At 63.4% G+C, this 18,137-nt stretch carries 17 protein-coding genes; 13 read left to right on the forward strand and 4 right to left on the reverse strand.

The genetic code is table 11. The annotated features are described in order from the left end of the window. Positions 1–100: 100 nt before the first annotated feature. Positions 101–496 carry a transposase gene (locus G0Q01_RS10875; RefSeq protein ID WP_164213343.1) on the forward strand — a complete coding sequence of 132 codons (396 nt, stop codon included), beginning with the start codon at positions 101–103 and terminating at the stop codon, positions 494–496. Then, complete coding sequence (tnpB, locus tag G0Q01_RS10880) at positions 456–764, forward strand: IS66 family insertion sequence element accessory protein TnpB (RefSeq protein ID WP_255455619.1); 309 nt, start codon at positions 456–458, stop codon at positions 762–764. The genes G0Q01_RS10875 and tnpB overlap by 41 nt, the downstream gene beginning before the upstream one ends. 21 nt (positions 765–785) lie before the next feature. On the opposite strand, the gene G0Q01_RS10885 is transcribed toward tnpB, so the two are convergent. From G0Q01_RS10885 to G0Q01_RS26820, 3 genes are all read right to left on the reverse strand, one after another. Further along, positions 786–1,163: a beta-lactamase hydrolase domain-containing protein gene (locus G0Q01_RS10885; RefSeq protein WP_370526713.1), complete on the reverse strand. Its 378-nt coding sequence runs from the start codon at positions 1,161–1,163 to the stop codon at positions 786–788. A gap of 201 nt (positions 1,164–1,364) precedes the next feature. Further along, positions 1,365–1,865, reverse strand: a complete 501-nt coding sequence (locus tag G0Q01_RS10890) for a sigma-70 family RNA polymerase sigma factor (protein WP_164213346.1) — start codon at positions 1,863–1,865, stop codon at positions 1,365–1,367. A gap of 272 nt (positions 1,866–2,137) precedes the next feature. After that, positions 2,138–4,144, reverse strand: a complete 2,007-nt coding sequence (locus G0Q01_RS26820; RefSeq protein ID WP_235940069.1) for a Gfo/Idh/MocA family oxidoreductase — start codon at positions 4,142–4,144, stop codon at positions 2,138–2,140. Positions 4,145–4,392: 248 nt separating this feature from the next. On the opposite strand from G0Q01_RS26820, the gene G0Q01_RS10905 reads away from it, so the two are divergent. The 9 genes from G0Q01_RS10905 (at position 4,393) to G0Q01_RS10945 (ending at position 15,237) form a co-directional block, all read left to right on the forward strand. Continuing rightward, complete coding sequence (locus G0Q01_RS10905; protein ID WP_164213347.1) at positions 4,393–5,505, forward strand: NAD(P)-dependent oxidoreductase; 1,113 nt, start codon at positions 4,393–4,395, stop codon at positions 5,503–5,505. After that, positions 5,499–7,481, forward strand: a complete 1,983-nt coding sequence (locus G0Q01_RS10910) for an SDR family NAD(P)-dependent oxidoreductase (protein WP_164213375.1) — start codon at positions 5,499–5,501, stop codon at positions 7,479–7,481. The genes G0Q01_RS10905 and G0Q01_RS10910 overlap by 7 nt, the downstream gene beginning before the upstream one ends. After that, positions 7,478–8,560: a glycosyltransferase family 4 protein gene (locus G0Q01_RS10915; protein WP_164213348.1), complete on the forward strand. Its 1,083-nt coding sequence runs from the start codon at positions 7,478–7,480 to the stop codon at positions 8,558–8,560. Before G0Q01_RS10910 ends, G0Q01_RS10915 begins: the two co-directional genes overlap by 4 nt. A gap of 4 nt (positions 8,561–8,564) precedes the next feature. Next, positions 8,565–9,674: a glycosyltransferase gene (locus G0Q01_RS10920; protein ID WP_164190868.1), complete on the forward strand. Its 1,110-nt coding sequence runs from the start codon at positions 8,565–8,567 to the stop codon at positions 9,672–9,674. Next, a complete protein-coding gene (locus G0Q01_RS10925) occupies positions 9,671–10,771 on the forward strand; it encodes a glycosyltransferase (RefSeq protein WP_164190872.1) in 1,101 nt (366 codons plus the stop codon). Before G0Q01_RS10920 ends, G0Q01_RS10925 begins: the two co-directional genes overlap by 4 nt. Further along, on the forward strand, positions 10,768–11,850 hold the full coding sequence (locus tag G0Q01_RS10930) for a glycosyltransferase (protein WP_164190876.1): 1,083 nt from the start codon (positions 10,768–10,770) through the stop codon (positions 11,848–11,850). Before G0Q01_RS10925 ends, G0Q01_RS10930 begins: the two co-directional genes overlap by 4 nt. Then, on the forward strand, positions 11,847–12,854 hold the full coding sequence (locus G0Q01_RS10935; RefSeq protein ID WP_164190880.1) for a UDP-glucuronic acid decarboxylase family protein: 1,008 nt from the start codon (positions 11,847–11,849) through the stop codon (positions 12,852–12,854). The genes G0Q01_RS10930 and G0Q01_RS10935 overlap by 4 nt, the downstream gene beginning before the upstream one ends. Next, positions 12,851–13,594, forward strand: coding sequence for a TIGR04290 family methyltransferase (locus G0Q01_RS10940; RefSeq protein ID WP_164190884.1), 744 nt, complete (start codon positions 12,851–12,853; stop codon positions 13,592–13,594). The genes G0Q01_RS10935 and G0Q01_RS10940 overlap by 4 nt, the downstream gene beginning before the upstream one ends. Before the next feature lie 380 nt (positions 13,595–13,974). Then, positions 13,975–15,237, forward strand: coding sequence for a cytochrome P450 (locus tag G0Q01_RS10945; protein ID WP_164190892.1), 1,263 nt, complete (start codon positions 13,975–13,977; stop codon positions 15,235–15,237). On the opposite strand, the gene G0Q01_RS10950 is transcribed toward G0Q01_RS10945, so the two are convergent. After that, entirely contained in the window at positions 15,214–15,864 is a 651-nt protein-coding gene (locus G0Q01_RS10950; RefSeq protein WP_164190895.1) for a phosphoribosyltransferase, read from the reverse strand. The two genes, G0Q01_RS10945 and G0Q01_RS10950, sit on opposite strands and share 24 nt — an antisense overlap. A gap of 482 nt (positions 15,865–16,346) precedes the next feature. Between G0Q01_RS10950 and G0Q01_RS10955 the strand changes: the two genes are divergently transcribed. Continuing rightward, entirely contained in the window at positions 16,347–16,964 is a 618-nt protein-coding gene (locus G0Q01_RS10955; protein ID WP_164213349.1) for an SRPBCC family protein, read from the forward strand. A 1-nt stretch (position 16,965) separates the two neighbouring features. After that, the gene (locus G0Q01_RS10960) at positions 16,966–18,135 is read left to right on the forward strand and encodes a zinc-dependent alcohol dehydrogenase (RefSeq protein ID WP_164213350.1); all 1,170 of its coding nucleotides are present in this window, start codon (positions 16,966–16,968) and stop codon (positions 18,133–18,135) included. The last annotated feature ends 2 nt before the right edge of the window (positions 18,136–18,137 follow it).

An 18,137-nucleotide genomic window follows, 5' to 3' on the forward strand; every position in this document is an offset into this window, starting at 1 on the left:
TGGTCGGCATCCTGACGATCGCAATAGCGCTTGGATGCCGTGTACGCCTCCGGCGAGGGCCGTCTGACCGGGATTTGGGCGTGATGCTAAGTCCGACCTTATGGTCGACCTAAAATGCACACCCGAGATCGAGATCCTGGCAGCCGGGGATGTCCCGCGCCGGCGACACTGGAGCGATGCGAACAAGCTCCAAGTCGTGAAGGAAAGCTATCTGGAACACCGGCAGGTCACAGCGACGGCGCGACGGCATGGAATCTCGCGTTCCCTTCTGACGACTTGGCGGCTTCAGTATCGGAACGGTAAGTTGGGCCTCGAGACAGTTCCGGCATTTGTGCCGCTCACTCTCGCACCCGAGTCATCCGATCCGCCGCCACGTGCTGCCGCCAAGGATGTCCAGTTGGAAATCGTGCTCAGGAACGGGCGGCGTTTAATCGTGTCCCCGGCTGTCGATCCGGATGCCCTGGCCCGCCTCTTGCCCGTGCTGGAAGGACGATGATCGCGTTCCCGACTGGATCGCAGGCGGGGCGACCGACATGCGACGCGGGATGAACACCTTGGCTCTGACGGTTCAGCAGGGGCTTGGGCGCGATCCGCATGCTGGCGAGATCTTCTGCTTCCGCGGCCGCAAGGGCGACCTGGTAAAGTTGCTCTGGCACGATGGTGTCGGCGTGTCGCTCTACCCGAAGCGGCTCGAGGCGGGGAAGTTCATCTGGCCGTCCAGAGGAGCCGGCGATGCATTGAAGTACAAGAAGACGAACGTCTAAATGCCCGTGAAATCCAATAGCCTACCTTCCCGACTTACGATCTGCATAGGCCTGAACGAAATCAGCGATCTTTTCCTTTGAAAGATCCAAACCCCGATCCCCGCCATACTGCAAAGCGGTCACTCCGTCCCAACCGTTTTCCGCCGCAAGAGCCATGAGCGCCAATGCGCCAGCCCTGGCGCCGGAGGAGCAGTGCAGAAAAACCGGCTGTGGCAGATCGTCGATGGATCGCCGGAAGTTGTCGACCCCCTCTTCGTCCAGTTCTTCAACGCTCACTGGGTGATGCAAGTAGTTGAGCCCCACCGCCTCGGCCACGCGATGTTCTTCGGGCAATGCCATACCGCCGATCTCGTCCGCCTTGCGGAAGTTGACAACGGTCATCATTCCCTCTGTAGCCACATTGCGCAAAGCTGCTTAGTCTGGAGTGAAAAGCGCGACAATGTGGTTGCTGTCAATTATAGCGATGCGATTAATGGTAATCTCCGTAGGTTCTTGAGTTTACGTGCGAACCCTCGCAGCTGACCATGTTTTTTGCAGTGTAATCCTTTCTGCACCCTTTGATGATGGGTTCGAGGCTTGTCATGAGGATTGGCGTGCGTGTTAGTCCTTCTCGCCAAGTTCCTCGAGCACCATGGCGCGAGCCCGGTTCACCCGGCTCTTGATCGTCCCCATCTTCACGCCGCAGATCGCCGCGGTCGTCTCGTAGCTCTCGCCCAGCATGACCACGAGGATCAATGTCTCGCGGTAATGGGCCGGCAGTCGCCTAATCGCCCGGGCAATCTCTCCCCCCCGGACCGACCACTCTTGCGTGCCATTCACCCAAGCCATCGAGGAGGCGCAATCCTGCCCACCCATGCGCTCGCGCGAGCGCTTGGCGACATTGTTGTAGAAACTGTTGCGCATGATAGTCATCAGCCAAGCGCGCAGATTGGTACCAGCTTGAAATCGTTCGATATTCGCAATGGCCTTCATCAGGGTTTCCTGCACGAGGTCATCCACGTCCTGTTGCGCGCGGGTCAGCGTCCAGGCGTAGGCACGCAGCGCCGGAATGTACTGGACAACATTGATCTCATTTTGAATCTTGTCAGCGACTTCGGGCATAAATACTTCCTCGATTTTCCCACAAACCGAGCGCCTTAAACCCTCAGCAGGGCTGGAGGCGTGAGATTGCAGTGAGTAGACCACAATCTTTTGCGGGAGTATTACATTGATCGAGTGCGGCGTCCTGAGAACACCAAACCACGTGAATCGATAAGCAAGATGCGACGCCACTCCTCTGCGCTTGCTTCTATCGTAGATCCGGAACTCGCTTGGTCAATGACGCTGCAACACACAGAATTCGATCAGCAAGAACCCGCGCCAATGGCAGAGCTTCACACATGGCTGAAAGGGTCACGCAGAACTCCGGCGCTGGCGTAGATATCGTCCAGCACCGCGGCCACATCGACCAGCCGCTCACACGCGGGATCATAGCAGCTGTCGTGCGCCAATCGGTCGAGCCAGGCCATCGCTGCGCGGCCACTCCAGTCATCCGGCGGCGAGGCCAGAATCTCGGATGTGCAGCCGTTAAGCCGACGAGTCTCAAAATCATAGAACGACCCGCCGAGATTGCGCATACTCACGCCGCCCCCTGCACCGTAGAAGCTGGCACTGATCTCGGCATCCTGTCCCGCCGGAAGCTTCCACGAGCACGACAGGCGGATCGGCAGGCCCGATGGCGTTTCCAGTGTAGCCAAAGCAAAATCCTCAACCGCGCTCCCTTCGATGGGAACACGGTCACCTCTGTGGCGCACCTGCGCCGAGGTACATTTCATTTCGGGCCAGTCGAGCAACCAGAGCGCCAAGTCGACCAGATGTGTACCGAGGTCGGTCAGACATCCACCACCGGCGCGATGCCGGTCGTAAAACCACTCCTTATCCGGTCCATAACTGTTGTGAAAGCACAGGTCCACGAAACTCAGCTCTCCCAGACGCCCCGAAGAGATCTCGCGCTGCAGCGCCCGGGCTGCCTCGGTGTGCCGATAACTAAGATCTACCGCCAGCAGCTTGTCAGCCCGTCGCGCCGCATCCACGACTGCGGCGGTCTCTCCCGCCGTCCGGCCCAGAGGTTTCTGACAGAAGACCGCCATTCCAGCCTCCAGAGTGCGAATAGCCTGCTCGGCGTGACCTGCGGAGGGCGTGGCAATGACAACGGCATCGGGGCGCTCAGAAAAGATGTCTTCCAGCGCTTGCGCCTGCGTCGCATGGCGCGCGGTGGCTTGGCAGGCGGCCAGTGCATTCTGATCCGAATCCGCCAGCGCGACCACGTCCGCCAGCCCGCTCGCGGAAAGCCGTTCCATGCGGTCCCGTCCGATCCAGCCAAGGCCCAGAAAGGCGAGCCTCAGACGCTTTCGCGAAAAAGGCATCATGACCAGACCTTTCACGAAACGCGGAGGCTTGTCCCGCGCTGCGTCGAGCCCATCGGACAGGCGCTCCAGCGGATACACATGGGTCAACAGCGAGGAGGGATCGATAGCCCCTTCAGACCAGAGGTCCATCGCCTCACGCATGGTTTCGAGAACCGTACTGCGGTCGCGCACATGCGCGTTGACGATCTCGAGCGCCCGCCAATTCCAGAGCTGCATGTCGACCTGTCGCGGCCCCTCTTGGTGATAGCCCGCGATCACCAAACGCCCGCTCTCGCGCAGAAGCCGCGCGGCAATATCAAGCGGCTCCTGGCTTCCGGTGCATTCGACGGCGACGTCACAGCCTTGTCCATCAGTCAGCGCATCGACCGCTGCATGCACCTCGGCTTCGTCGCCAAGGAGGGCGGTTGTCGCGGCGCCCTGCTCCCGCGCGAGATCGAGGCTTTCCTGGCGCCGCGAGAGGGCAATGACCGCTGCCCCTGCGTCGGTCGCCATGCGGGTCAGCATCGCCCCCAGAAAGCCGACGCCAATGATCACCACGCGGTCCCCTCTGCCGATCCGCGCCATGCGAAAGATGGACAGAGCGCACGCAAGAGGCTCGGCCGGCACCGGTTTTCCCTCGAGAGCCTTCGGTACCGGAAGGGCCGCGTCCTCGGGCACCACCTCGTGGGACGCAAATCCGTGGGTTCCGAAAACTGCCACGCGCTCGCCCTCGCGCGCGGGGTCCACGCCGATCCCGACCGCGTCGATCCAACCCCAAGCTTCGTGGCCCAGTTCGCCCGGCGCGAGGGGATAGCTCTGCCACGCGGGCCCGGACCAAGGCACTAGGTTCGACGCACAGATACCGCAGCCTTCGAGCCGCACCCGCACCTGGCCCGCATCCGGCCATGGGAGCGGCTTGTGGACCATCCGGACTTGCCCCGGACCTATCACCTGCGCCGCCAGGCGCTGCGTGGAAGTCGATGCTCCGTCCATGTCGCGATTTCCTCTTCTGGGGATGCTTCAAACCGGCATCAGAACCACGGACTGTGGCGTTTGTTCCTATGCGGGTCGGTATGCGCGGCACACCACGGCGTCCCGGGATCGAAAGATGCTGAAACGATTGAAGAAGATGTCTCCATTGAAAAAGAAGAAGTCGCCCGCCTAGGTTTTCGTTTGCGATCCCGGGAACATACCGAGCCTGCGCCTGTTCAACGCCGGCAACATTCGCAAAGGAGAGCGCGATGAGCCTTGTCCTCGTGACCGGCGGCTGCGGCTTTATCGGACGTCAGGTTGTCGCCGAACTGATCCGCGCAGGAAACCGAGTGCGCATCTACGACGCGTTGATCCCCCAGGTCCACGGAAGCGGCGCTAATCCATCCGACCTGCCCCCCGAAGCAGAAGTCGTGCGCGGCGACATTCAGGATGCACCGCGCCTATCCGCTGCGCTCCGAGGTTGCGAGACGGTCATCCACTTGGCCGCTGAGGTCGGCGTTGGCCAATCGATGTACGAGATCGTGCGCTATGTCGGGGCAAACGACCTCGGGACGGCCGTGCTCCTCGAAGCAATTGCCGAGCACCCGGTGCGACGGCTTGTCGTCGCGTCGTCCATGAGCGTCTATGGCGAGGGCTACTACAGTGGCCCCTACGGGGTCTGCCACGAAACCACGCGCCGTAGAATCGCTGATCTTCGCACCGGTCTCTGGGACCCGGTCGACGAGGATGGCGCGCGTTTGCAGCCCATGGCCACTGACGAACGCAAGCGCGTCGATCTCGCCTCGATCTATGCGCTGACAAAATACGCGCAGGAACAATCGGCTCTGATTTTCGGAGCCGCCTATGGCGTTTCAACCGTGGCACTGCGCCTATTCAACGTATTCGGCGCAGGTCAGGCGCTTTCCAATCCGTATACGGGGGTCCTCGCGAATTTTGCCTCCCGCATCGCCGCCGGCGAGCGGCCAACCATTTTCGAGGATGGCCGGCAGCAACGCGATTTCGTCCACGTGCGGGACGTCGCGCGCGCGTTCGTCCTTGCGACCACCGCGCGCGACGTAGGTGGAGAGACATTCAACATCGGCTCCGGCCGGCCCAGGAGCATTCTCGAGGTCGCTACGCTTCTTGCAAGTGCCATGGGGCGCGAAGATCTGAAACCCGAGCTCCTGCACCGGTACCGAGCCGGCGACATCCGCAACTGCTTCGCCTCGATCGAGAAAGCACGCGAAATGCTCGGCTACGTTCCGCGCCATGGCCTCGAGGAAACTCTGCCTGACTTCGTCGACTGGGTGCGGCAGGAGGCGTCCGAGGACCGGAACCAGATGATGCGGCAGGAGCTTGCGGCTCGAGGCCTTGTATCATGAGTGGCTATGGGTTCGTCGAATGGTTCCGCCCCGGCGACGCAGCGCGGGTCGAGCAGGTACTCCCGCAGATCGAGGATGCGGGCGCATTGTGGCTGCGCACGCACCTGTCCTGGGCCGATTATCATGCTCCCGGCGGCCGGGAATGGTACGACTGGCTGATCCCGCGCCTCGCGCAGCGGATCGAGCTTCTACCATGCCTGCATTACACGCCACCGTCGCTGTCGCGGACCGGCCAGAGCAGCGGCGCTCCCAAACGCCTTCAGGATTTCGCTGACTTTACGGACACGGTGCTGACCCGCTACGGGCAGCATTTCGAGCATGTCGAGCTTTGGAACGAGCCCAACAATCTGCTGGACTGGAACTGGCGCATGGATCCCGGGTTCGATCTCTTCTGCGAGATGATCGGGATGGCCGCACATTGGGCGCGTCGCCGGGGCTGGAAGCCGGTGCTCGGAGGTCCCGCGCCATTCGATCCCTACTGGCTTGACTTGATGGGCACGCGCGGCCTGCTGGAGCTGATGCACGCGGTTGGCTTTCACGGCTTTCCGGGAACCTGGGACAGCGAGCAGAGCACTTGGGCGGGCTGGGATATGCATCTTGGTGAAATGCGCACAGTCCTCGACCGGCACAATGCGGCGGCGGAAATCTGGATCACCGAAACGGGTTACTCGACCTGGCGCAACGACCAGATGGAACAGGCGCGCCGCTTCGAGCGGGCGACCCGGGCCCCTGCGGATCGCTTGTACTGGTATGGCTGGCAGGATCTTCAGCCTGATGTGGCGGTGCAGGAGGGGCTGTGGTTCGATCCGCGCCACTATCACATGGGGGCCACCACCGCCGAGGGCCAGCCAAAGCTGCTGGCCCGACTGCTGACGGATGGCGGCCTCGCACGCCTGCGCGAAGTGACATGTCTCTCGGCGCCTGCTGTCGCTAGGCATGTCCGTCCGATGCTGATCACCGGCGGTGCCGGGTTCATCGGCGCCAACCTCGCCGATGCCTCCCTGGCCGATGGGCAGGAGGTCATTGTCCTCGACAATCTGTCGCGCGCGGGGGTCGAACAGAATCTCGCCTGGCTCGAAACCCGCCACGGCGCGCGCCTGCATCCAATGGCCGCCGACGTCCGCGACGAGCAGGCATTGTCAGACGCTGTTCGCGAGGCTTCGGCGGTTGTGCACCTTGCAGCGCAGACCGCTGTGACGACCAGCCTCTTGTCGCCGTCCGAGGATTTCGAGGTGAACGCGCGGGGCACGCTCAACCTGCTCGAGACGCTTCGCGCGACCGGCCGGAGGATACCGTTGGTCTTCGCCTCGACAAACAAGGTTTACGGCTGCCTTGACGACGTCCCCCTTCAAGGGACACCCCCTCGCCCGGTCACCGCTGCGCTCGCGCGCGGATTGGACGAGAGCCGTCCGCTGCAATTTGCCACTCCCTATGGATGCTCGAAGGGCGTGGCAGACCAATACGTGCTTGACTACGCCCGCAGCTACGGGCTCCCCGCCGCGGTTCTGCGCATGTCCTGCATCTACGGCCCGCGGCAATTGGGCACCGAAGACCAAGGCTGGGTTGCGCATTTCCTAATCCGGTCGCTGCAAGACGAGGAGATCACCATTTATGGCACGGGCCAGCAGGTGCGCGATATCTGTGAGATATCGGACGCCGTCGCCGCATACAGGGCGGTTCTCGCGGGCATCGACGGACTGTCGGGGCGGGCTTTCAACCTTGGCGGGGGGCCGGGCAATGCCGTCAGCCTGCGCGAGGTGCTCGCAGAGATCGAAAGGTTGATAGCAAGGCGGCCACGTCTGCGCACAGACTCATGGCGCGCCGGAGACCAGGCATGGTTCGTCGCTGACACCTCGGCGCTGCGCAAGGCCACGGGATGGCAGCCTCACGTGCCTTGGCGCGAAGGCCTCGAAACCTTGGCCAGATGGCTTGTACGAAACCGTGTTCCAGGCTTCCTCGAGAGGGTTGAGGCATGAGCAGGCGCATCCTGATGACGCTGGACGCCGCAGGCGGTGTTTGGCGCTACACGATGGAGCTGGGCGCGGCGCTTGCCAGACGTGGGCATCAACTGGCGTTGGCTGGCGCGGGACCGGCACCGACGGCGGACCAGCGAGCAGAGGCAGCTGAGTTGGGAGACCTGTCTTGGTCCGACGAGCCGCTCGACTGGATGGTCGCCGACCGGACGGCGCTTGCGAACATTCCGTCCTGGCTGGCCGGGTTGATCGCGCGGCACGAGCCCGACATTCTGCATTTCAACCTTCCGAGCCTCGCCGCTGCCTTACCGCAGGACAGCCCGCCATCCGTGGTCGTGTGTCACTCCTGCATGGCGACGTGGTTCCGGACTGTCGAACGCCGAACAATTCCTGATCAGCTTGCCTGGCACGCGCTGCTGACACGTCGGGGGCTGGTCAAGGCCTCCGCCGTTGTCGCGCCGAGCCGCGCGCATGCGGAATTGACCAGGGCGGTCTATCGCACGCAACCCATCCAGGTCGTGCCGAACGCTTCGACCGCGCCACTCAAAGCGCCGTCAATGGGAAACGGCAGCATCGTCGCTGTGGGCCGCTGGTGGGACAAGGGCAAGAACGGAGCCGTACTTGCCGCGGTCGCTGCACGTGTCGAGGCACCCGTAGTGCTGATCGGTCCCTGCGAAGGTGGAGCCGGAGAAGCATTCCGCGCGAAGCATGCGCACCTGGAGCACGCACTCTCGCACGAGGAAACGCTCGCGAGGGTCGCGGGAGCCAGTATCTTCGTTTCCCCCTCCTGCTATGAGCCTTTCGGTCTTGCTGCGCTCGAAGCGGCCCGCGCGGGAAGGCCGCTGCTTCTCGCAGACATTCCGGTGTACCGCGAGATCTGGGACGGCGCAGCGTGGTTCTTTGCTCCAAGCGATCCAGATGAACTGGCCCGGCAAATCCGCGCGCTTCTCGCGCAACCCGACAAGCGGCTTCACCTCGGGCTCGCGGCACAGGCCAGAGCGCTGACGTTCTCGCCTGCCATGCAGGCCAGCGTCATGGAAACGATCTACGAAAAATTGCTCGCGCAGCCGCAGGGGGACTAGACACATGCGCTTTACATTCTTCACCCAATCCCTCGTCTCCGACTGGAACCATGGCAATGCGCATTTCCTGCGCGGCATCATGCGGGCGCTTCAGCAGCGCGGCCACGACTGCCGCGCCATGGAGCCGGCGGATGGGTGGTCGCGCCGCAATCTGATCGAGGATTGCGGCCCCGCAGCTGTCGAGGCCTTTCACGCGACTTTTCCCGACCTTCGCAGCGAAACCTATCATGGCATCGACGATCTGGACCGCGCCGTCGACGGGAGCGACGTGGTGATCGTCCATGAATGGACCGAGCCCGCGATCGTCAGCGCGCTCGGCCGCAAGCGGGCGGCGGGAGGCACGTTCCGCCTACTGTTTCATGACACGCACCACCGCGCCGCGAGCGCCGATGCCGAAATCCGCGGCTTGGATCTGTCGGCTTACGATGGCGTTCTCGCGTTCGGCGAGTCGCTCAGAGAGGTCTATCTCGGCGCGGGCTGGGCGCGGCAGGTATTCACCTGGCACGAGGCCGCGGATGACACGCTCTTCCGACCGCAGAGCCGCCAAGAGACACGCGGCGAGTTGGTCTGGGTGGGCAACTGGGGCGACGGGGAGCGCACGGCGGAACTGGCCGAGTTTCTACTCGGTCCGGTCGCCGATCTCGGCCTCACGGCAACCGCTTACGGAGTGCGCTACCCGCCCGAAGCACTGGAGGTGCTGAATGCTGCGGGCCTGCGCTACGCCGGACCGATTGCCAATGCGAGCGTACCCCGCGTCTTCGGCGAACACCAGGTCACCGTGCACATCCCGCGGCGCCCCTACGTGCGCCATCTGCCCGGCATTCCTACGATCAGGGTCTTCGAGGCCCTGGCCTGTGGAATACCTCTGGTCTGTGCGCCATGGAGCGACAGCGAGGGCCTGTTCCGCGCCGGGCACGATTACCTCCAGGTTGGCAATGGTGAGGAGATGAACGGCGCATTGCGCGATGTTCTGCACGATCCGGCGCTCGCCGCCGAATTGTCGCGTAACGGGCTCGCGACCATCGCCGCGCGCCACACCTGCCGCCACCGCGCGCGCGAGCTTCTGAAGATCGTCAACGGACTGGCGCTGCCGCAAAAGGAGGTTGTGTCATGAGCCAATTGGCCTTCTACGGATCGAGCCTGCTTTCAAGCTACTGGAACGGGGCCGCGACCTACTATCGCGGCATCATTAAGGCGCTCGCGGCACGCGGATGGGAGGTCACTTTCCACGAACCCGACGTCTGGGAGCGCGGCCGGCATAGGGATATCGATCCGCCCGACTGGTGCAGGGTCAACATCTGGGAAGGCAGCGCCGAGGGATTGCGCAATGCCGCGGCCGAGGCGGCGCGCGCGCAGGTGGTCGTCGTGGCGTCCGGAATTGGCTACGAGGATAGCGCGCTGCGACAAGAGGTGTTGCGCGCAGCGCGCCCGGATGCGCTGCGCGTCTGGTGGGATGTCGATGCGCCGGCCACACTCGCGACCCTTCAGGCACAGCCTCTGCATCCCTTGCGGCGGGACCTTCCGGCGTTCGACCAGGTGCTCACCTATGGCGGCGGCACGCCGGTGGTCGATGCCTACCTTGCCCTGAACGCATCGGCCTGCATGCCGATCTACAACGCGCTCGATCCCGAAACACATCACCCTGTCCCCGGTGATCCCCGCTTCGCAGCAGACCTCGCCTTCCTGGGCAACCGCCTTCCGGACAGGGAGACCCGCGTGGATCACTTTTTCCTTGACCCAGCTTCGAGGCTACCCGACCGGCGCTTCCTGCTCGGCGGGGCTGGCTGGGAGGGCCGGTCGCTGCCGCCAAACGTCGCCGCCTTGGGGCACGTCGGCACCGCTTTGCACAACGCCTTCAATGCAACGCCGCTCGCGGTGCTCAACATCGCCCGGGACAGTATGGCCGCAGCCGGCTTTTCACCGGCTACCCGCGTTTTCGAGGCCGCCGGGGCCGGCGCGTGCCTGGTCACCGATGCTTGGGACGGGATCGAGCAGTTCCTAGAACCCGGACGGGAGGTGCTGGTCGCGCGAGACGGAAGCGATGTCCTCGAAATCCTCGAAGCCCTGCGGCCGGAGCAAGCCGCGGCAATCGGCACACGCGCCCGCGCCAGACTTCTCGAGGCGCACACCTACACCCACCGCGCCGACCAGATCAGCGCGGTGCTCATGCGCGGCCTTGCGAACAAAACCAAGAGGGAGGCACCCCTATGAGCTCATCGCTCGATCTCGTGTTCTTCGGCCTGTCGCTGTCGTCCTCCTGGGGAAATGGCCACGCAACGACCTACCGGGCGCTGCTCAAGGGGCTTGCGCATGAAAATCATCGCGCGCTTTTCCTCGAATGTGACCAGCCCTGGTACGCGGGCCGCCGCGACTTGGAAGAGCCACCCTATTGCGAGCTCGCGCTCTACGAAAGCCTCTCGGATATTGCAGCCTGGCGCGAACGGATCGAGGCCGCGCACGCGGTGATCGTGGGCTCCTATGTGCCGCAAGGCGCCGCGCTTCTCGACTTGCTGTTGTCCTGGGCACCGCGCCGACTGCTGTTCTACGACATCGATACCCCCGTCACGCTGGCAGCGCTCAGTGAGGGAACCTGCACTTACCTCGAGGAACGCCAGCTGCCGGAACTCGACCTCTATCTGTCCTTCGCCGGCGGTGCAGCCTTGGAGCGCCTGCAGTCACGTGGCGCGACGCGAAGTGAAGAGCTCTATTGCTCGGTCGACGCCGATCTCTACCGTTTTCTGGATCTGCCCGCAAAATGGGACCTTGGCTATCTCGGCACCTTCAGTCCTGACAGGCAACCGGCCCTCGAGGCGCTGCTGCTGGAACCGGCCCGGCGACTTCCGGACTTCCGCTTCGTCGTCGCCGGCGCTCAGTACCCCGACGACACAAACTGGCCCGCCAACGTGGAGTATATCGAGCACATCCCGCCGGCGCAGCACGCAGAATTTTACAACCGCCAACGTTTCACGCTCAATTTGACGCGCAGGGCAATGCGCGAGCTTGGCCATTCGCCCTCGGTCCGGTTGTTCGAAGCCGGGGCCTGCGGCACCGCCATCCTCTCGGACAGGTGGCCGGGACTTGGAGAGGTGCTGCCCGAGGACGAGGCGGTGAAGATCGTCGACAGCCCAGAAGATGTGGTTGCCGCGCTCTCACTACCAGAGGCCCAGCGACGTGTCCTTGCGCGCGGCGCCTATCAATCGGTGCGCGGCCGGCACACCGGAGACGTGCGAGCCCGCGAACTCGCCTCAGTGATCCGTTCCCTCTCTGCCAAAAGGAAGGTTTCCGCATGACGCTCACGGCACAAAAGCCCGTCGCGCTCGTCGCCGGTGGCGGCGGCTTTGTCGGCTCTCACCTCTGCGACGCCCTGCTCGATCGAGGGATGGAGGTGATCTGCCTTGATGACTTCAGCACTGGCCGCCGCGAGAACATCAGGCCTCTGGCGAACAGCCCGCGCTTTGCGCTCATCGAGGCAAGCGTCACCGACCTGCCGCCGCTCGCTCTGCCCCGTCTAGACTGGGTTTTCAATCTGGCCTCACCCGCGTCGCCGCGCCGCTACCAGCAGGACCCGGTTCGCACGGTCATGATCAACGTCCTCGGCACCCACCATCTGCTCGAGGTCGCGCGCAAGCATCAAGCCCGCTTCCTGCAGGCTTCCACCAGCGAGGTGTACGGCGACCCCGAGCAGCATCCACAGGACGAGAACTACCTTGGCCACGTCAATCCCATGGGGCCCCGCGCCTGCTACGACGAGGGTAAACGCGTGGCTGAAACCCTCTGCGCCGACTACATGCGTGCCGGAAGTGCGCAGGTGCGCGTGGCGCGGATCTTCAATACCTATGGCCCCCGGATGTGCGCCGACGACGGGCGCATCGTATCCAACCTGATTTCACAGGCGTTGGGAAACGCGCCGCTCACCATCTACGGCGACGGCACACAAACCCGATCATTCTGCTACGTGTCGGATCTCGTCCGGGGCCTGGTCGCGCTCATGGCTCATGAGGGAGCGCTGCCGGGACCAGTCAACCTGGGTAACCCAAGCGAGATCACCATCCTCGAACTTGCCGACATCGTGCGCAAAGTGACCGGCTCGCGCTCGGAAGTTGTGCTCAGACCTTTACCCGAGGACGATCCCAAAAGGCGGCGACCGTCGATCGATCGCGCACGAGATCTCCTTGGCTGGGCCCCCGTCGTGCCGCTCCGCGACGGCCTTGCCGAGACCGCCGCCTGGTTTTCTGCGCAGCGTTTGCCGGGCACAAGGAGCGGCGAGGGAGAGGTGGCGAGGGCAGCGGAATGAGCGACGTCGCTGCACGCATCGCCGAGCTGGGGCCATGGTTTCACAACCTGAACCTCGATGGGATCGAGACCGCGCCAAATCACCCGCTCGGCGACTACCCGAGTTTCAAGTTCGAGGGCTTCAAGTCCGTCCTGCCCGACGACCTGTCGGGGCGCAGTGTTCTCGACATCGGCTGCAATGCCGGGTTCTACGCGATCGAGATGTGGCGCCGGGGTGCGGATAGGGTGCTCGGCATCGACAATGATCCACGTTATCTGGCGCAGGCGAGGCTTGCGGCGGAGGTGACTGGCGCAAAGATCGACTTGCGGCAGATGTCGGTCTACGAGGTGGCGGACCTGCAAGAACGTTTCGACCTCGTTCTTTTCATGGGCGTGTTCTATCACCTGCGCCACCCGTTGCTGGCGCTCGACCTGCTTCGGACCTACGTGACCCGAGAGCACCTGCTATTCCAGTCGATGCAGCGAGGCGACGCGCACCCCCTTCCGGTATCTGCCGATTATCCCTTCGAAGATTCATCGCCTTTCCAACGGCCCGACTGGCCTCGCCTGCACTTTGTCGAACACCGATACGCGGGCGATCCGACAAACTGGTTTATACCAAATGCTGCTGCGGTAGAAGCAATGCTGCGGAGCGCGGGATTCACGATCCTGCAGCGGCCGGAGCCCGAGGTCTATCTTTGCCGGACCTCCGATATGCAAGAGGGTGCACCGTCTCCCTCGATCAGGGTTCGCGGCGAATGAGCTGGCTCGTCAGTTCTCGAAGTGGCCTCTTCGCCGCAGTTGCGTCTGAAGCTCGTGGGCAAGTTCGAGGAGCCGCTCTGGAATGTCCTCGTTGCGGATCTCTTCGAGCGTCTTTTCGAGTTCTTCTGAAATACGTTTCGAATCTTGGCTCTGTTCTTTTCCAGTATTCATTTTTTCACTTCGACTGGGTGAGGAGATGGACTTGATAGTTCAGTTTATACGGGTGAGCCGCGCTCTTGGATCACATTCCCAAGCAATGAGGTCTGACTACGGACGCCTTGTGGCCCCATTGCGTCAGGTTGCGCCTTCGCGGGGCCCCAGCTTCGTTCGGGACGCTGGCACCTTCAGGGAAAGGGTAAGAGGCAGAAGGAGAGGGAGAAATGAAGCTTTCTGACGCGGGACAACCGCTCCCCAGAAGCCCCGAACCGGATGCCACGCTGGCGTTTCTGCGGGAAGGATATGAGTTCATCTCGCATCGCTGCGAAAAACTCGGGACTGATGCCTTCACGACGCGGCTCATGCTGCGCCCGGTGACCTGCGTGCGGGGGGCGAGCGCCGCCGCCATGTTCTACAAGCCCGGGAGAATGAGCCGGAAAGGCGCCATGCCGCGGAGCGTCATGACGCTTCTGCAAGATCACGGCAGCGTCCAGACCCTCGACGGCGAGGCACATCGGCAGCGCAGGAAGATATTTCTTGATGTCATGTCCCCCGACCGACTGCGCTGCGCGCGACAGTTCTACGCGCGGGAATTCAGGTTGGCGAGCACCGCCAGCAGCGAGCGTGTCGTCCGCTTCGACCGATTTATCGGCCCGGTGCTCTGCCGGACAGCGTTCCATTGGAGCGGGATGCCTTTCTCGGGCGAAGATGTGGAAAAGCGTACCGAGGAATTCCAGGCGATGTTCACCTCCGCCGGCAGCTTCGGTCCGAAACGTGTGCGCGCTGCATGGCTGCGCGCTCGCTCGGAACGATGGGCGCGCGAACTAATCTCTGCGGCGCGCGCCGAACCCGGTGCGAACGGCTGGTTGGTGGACCATCTCCTCGCGCATCGTGACGCGAGCGGAACAGGCCTAAATGATCGCGACGCGGGCGTAGAACTGCTGAACATCCTTCGGGCGATCGTTGCGGTGGGGCGCTATGTCGGCTTTGCCGTTCACGCGATGGCGATGCACAAAGAAGCGGTGCTGCAACTCCGCGCTGCGCCAACCGAGGATATGTGCCGGGCGTTCGGCGACGAGGTAAGACGGCTCTACCCGTTCTTTCCCGCGATCGGCGGAAAAGTGCTCCAAGAGTTTACTTGGCACGGGCATCACTTCGGCAAGGGGGATTGGGTGCTGCTCGACCTCTACGGCACCTGCCGGGAAGAAGCTTCATGGGGGCGTGCTACGCAGTTCGATCCGACGCGTCATCTTGCGCCCGACGAGCCGGCCGCGATGATCCCGCAAGGCGGTGGCTGCATGCAAGCCGGACACCGCTGCCCCGGCGAGGCACTCACCCGTGCCCTGCTCACCGAGGCGATCGAACTCATGCTAGAAGTGGATCTCGCGGTACCAGAGCAGGACATGGGCATGCGCCCCAACGAATTTCCGCCACTGCCACGCGATGGCCTTCTTGTTCGCATCTCAGGACGCCATCCCGGCCCGTGACAAAAGGTCGATGACCTCCTCTTCCCGTGTCTGCGCGAAGTTTTGGTAGTGATCTTCCACCGCCCGGAACGGCTCTGGCGTTGCGAGACAGACAACCTCCTCTGCGCTGCTGCGCAACCTTTCGAGTGCGCGTGCCGGAGCGACGGGAACGGCTAGAACGCGGCGCCCCACCTTCCTTTGGCGCAACACGTTCAGCACGGCCCGAGCGGTATTGCCCGTCTCAACGCCATCGTCGACGAGAATGATGGTGCGCCCCTCAAGCGCCTGCTCAGGGAGCGAGCCGCGATAGAGACTGCGCCGCCCCGCAAGTAGCGCGAGTTCCTTTGCGCGCTGGCTATCGACGTGCTCCATCGTGATCTCTGAGCGCAGGATCGCCGCGCCGTCGAGGAAAACGTGGGGATCCGGCCCATCGACAATGGCACCAATGCCGACTTCGGGATTTCCAGGCGTAGCAATCTTCCGCACAAGGATGATATCCAGGCTGAGGTTCAGCGCCTGCGCGACCACGAAGCCGACCGGGACGCCGCCCTGCGGAAGCGCGAGCACGACCGCGCCGCTTTCCCGATACCGACCCAGACGTTCGGCGAGGCGACGCCCGGCCTCGGCTCGATCGCGGAAGGGGGTCATGTGGAGGCTCCCGGATGGGTGTGTTCCGGCGCGCGCCAGACCGCGGCCCGCAGGGGTACGCCCGCCTGACGAACAACCATTGGTGTCCTCGCCTGGGTACGGTCCGCGCAGACCCGAAGGTCGCGCCTTCGCGGGAGCTGGGACCGAGGGAACAATTGACGACTTCCCCGTCGCGACAGAACGACGATTTCAGCGTCGGGTGAACGCGCCATGGTAATACTAACTCCTCGTGTTTCGTGTCTTCTTCGCCTAGGCCAAGAAGAAGTTGAATTCGGCTGGAGAAGGCTCGTTTGCCAAACGTTTCGCACCCGAACCAATCTCCCGAGCGAAACAACCTGTAGGCCCCGTTGTTCCCGCCTGCGGCTGCGCGGCTGAACAGACCGGGCAGCTTCCTCCGCCGCCCTTTAGATATTGCCCGGAACAAATCTCCGGAGCGGCTGTTTCCGGCTGCAACCCTCACCTCCCAAGAAGCGAGGCTTGCCATGAGACAGTCCCCTTCGCGGCTCGTTCTGCCCCTGCTTGGCGTTGCCGCCGTCGCCTTCACGTCGTGGCGCGCGATGAAACAGCCCACGCCGGGCCATCCGCCCGACAGCGCCCCGGGCCGCACGGCACGGCGGCACCGCTTTGGTGATTACCTTGTCACCGGACGCACGGTGAGCATCAACGCGCCGCGCGACAGGCTCTATGAAATGCTGCGTGATCCGGACATCCTCACGCGGCTCATGGCCGGTGCCGGAAGGGTCAGCGCAAGCGACGGCGGGCTATGGCATTGGACACTCGACACGGTCGCGGGCCGCTCGGCAAGTTTCCGGACGCGCTTCATAGAGGAACGGCCGGGCAAGCTTCTCGCATGGCGGACCGTCGCCGGTTCGGACCTCGACATGGAAGGCAAGGTCCTGCTGCGGGACGCACCAGGCGAGCGGGGAACCGAGGTCAGCGCCCATGTCGCCCATGATCCTCGCGCCGGCACGGCCGGACACTGGCTTGCCAAACTTGCGCGCCGCGATCCGGAGACACGTGCGCGCCATATCTTGAAACGTTTCAAGATGCTCGTGGAGACCGGGGAGATCGCCACCACCAGAACCCGAACGGAGGCCTGAAATGCGAGCCCTGACCTGGCATGGCACCCACGACGTCCGTGTAGACACGGTGCCCGATCCCGAAATCCTCAACCCGCGCGACGTCATCGTCGAGGTGACCGCCACCGCGATCTGCGGCTCCGACCTTCATCTTTACGACGGGGTCATCCCCGGCGTGAAGTCGGGCCACATCCTCGGGCACGAGTTCATGGGCCGCATCGTCGAAACCGGGCGCGACAGTCCGCTGACGAAAGGTCAGCGGGTGGTGGTGCCCTTCACCATCTCCTGCGGGAACTGCTACTTCTGCCGAAAGAGTCAGTTCTCTGCCTGCGACAATTCCAACCCCGTCGAGACGCAGGACGCGTCCGAGATGCTCTATGGTCATGCCATGTCCGGGCTCTTCGGTTACTCGCACCTGACCGGCGGTTATCCCGGCGGGCAGGCGCAATATGTTCGAGTCCCGTTTTCCGACGTTGGTCCGATCGTGATCCCCGATGGGTTGGCAGATGAGCAGGTCCTTTTTCTTTCCGACATCCTTCCGACTGGCTGGATGGCCGCGGAGAACGCCGAGCTAGAACCCGGCGACATCGTCGCGATTTGGGGGTGCGGACCAGTGGGGCTCTTTGCGGTGCAAAGCGCCCTACGCATGGGCGCAGCCGAGGTCATAGCGATAGATCATCATCCGAACCGGCTCGACATGGCCCGCACTCTCGGAGCCAAAGTCATTGACTATGCCCGTACGCATGTGCTCGAGGCGCTGATGGACATGACCGGTGGCATTGGTCCGGACGCGGTGATCGATGCGGTTGGCATGGAGAGCCATGGCTTTTCGCCAGACAACATCCTCGACACAGTCAAGCAAAAGATCGGTGTCGGTGCAGACCGTGCACATGCCCTGCGCATGGCGCTCACCGCCGTGCGAAAGGGCGGCCGCGTGTCGATCCCCGGTGTGTACGGCGGCCTTGCGGACAAGTTTCCACTGGGCGCTCTGATGGAAAAGGGCTTGCAAATCAGAACCGGGCAGACCCACGTGCAACGCTACTCGCACGACCTGCTGCGGCGGATCGGGGAAGGGGAAATCGACACCACCTTCCTCATCTCGCACCGGCTCGCGCTCGAGGAGGCGCCGACCGGCTACAGGAATTTCAGCACGAACCAGAACGAGTGGACGAAAGTCGTTCTCAAACCCTGAGA

Origin of the sequence: Salipiger sp. PrR007, assembly GCF_010499845.1 — a bacterium.
GTDB classification, from domain to species: Bacteria; Pseudomonadota; Alphaproteobacteria; order Rhodobacterales; family Rhodobacteraceae; genus Salipiger; species Salipiger pacificus_A.

Coding starts and splice junctions, on each gene's coding strand:
- G0Q01_RS10935 (WP_164190880.1), top strand. CDS start 11,847: ATGACGCTCACGGCACAAAAGCCCGTCGCGCTCGTCGCCGGTGGCGGC.
- tnpB (WP_255455619.1), top strand. CDS start 456: ATGCCCTGGCCCGCCTCTTGCCCGTGCTGGAAGGACGATGATCGCGTT.
- G0Q01_RS10920 (WP_164190868.1), top strand. CDS start 8,565: ATGCGCTTTACATTCTTCACCCAATCCCTCGTCTCCGACTGGAACCAT.
- G0Q01_RS10940 (WP_164190884.1), top strand. CDS start 12,851: ATGAGCGACGTCGCTGCACGCATCGCCGAGCTGGGGCCATGGTTTCAC.
- G0Q01_RS10950 (WP_164190895.1), bottom strand. CDS start 15,864: ATGACCCCCTTCCGCGATCGAGCCGAGGCCGGGCGTCGCCTCGCCGAA.
- G0Q01_RS10945 (WP_164190892.1), top strand. CDS start 13,975: ATGAAGCTTTCTGACGCGGGACAACCGCTCCCCAGAAGCCCCGAACCG.
- G0Q01_RS10915 (WP_164213348.1), top strand. CDS start 7,478: ATGAGCAGGCGCATCCTGATGACGCTGGACGCCGCAGGCGGTGTTTGG.
- G0Q01_RS10875 (WP_164213343.1), top strand. CDS start 101: ATGGTCGACCTAAAATGCACACCCGAGATCGAGATCCTGGCAGCCGGG.
- G0Q01_RS10960 (WP_164213350.1), top strand. CDS start 16,966: ATGCGAGCCCTGACCTGGCATGGCACCCACGACGTCCGTGTAGACACG.
- G0Q01_RS10930 (WP_164190876.1), top strand. CDS start 10,768: ATGAGCTCATCGCTCGATCTCGTGTTCTTCGGCCTGTCGCTGTCGTCC.
- G0Q01_RS10890 (WP_164213346.1), bottom strand. CDS start 1,865: ATGCCCGAAGTCGCTGACAAGATTCAAAATGAGATCAATGTTGTCCAG.
- G0Q01_RS10925 (WP_164190872.1), top strand. CDS start 9,671: ATGAGCCAATTGGCCTTCTACGGATCGAGCCTGCTTTCAAGCTACTGG.
- G0Q01_RS26820 (WP_235940069.1), bottom strand. CDS start 4,144: ATGGACGGAGCATCGACTTCCACGCAGCGCCTGGCGGCGCAGGTGATA.
- G0Q01_RS10905 (WP_164213347.1), top strand. CDS start 4,393: ATGAGCCTTGTCCTCGTGACCGGCGGCTGCGGCTTTATCGGACGTCAG.
- G0Q01_RS10955 (WP_164213349.1), top strand. CDS start 16,347: ATGAGACAGTCCCCTTCGCGGCTCGTTCTGCCCCTGCTTGGCGTTGCC.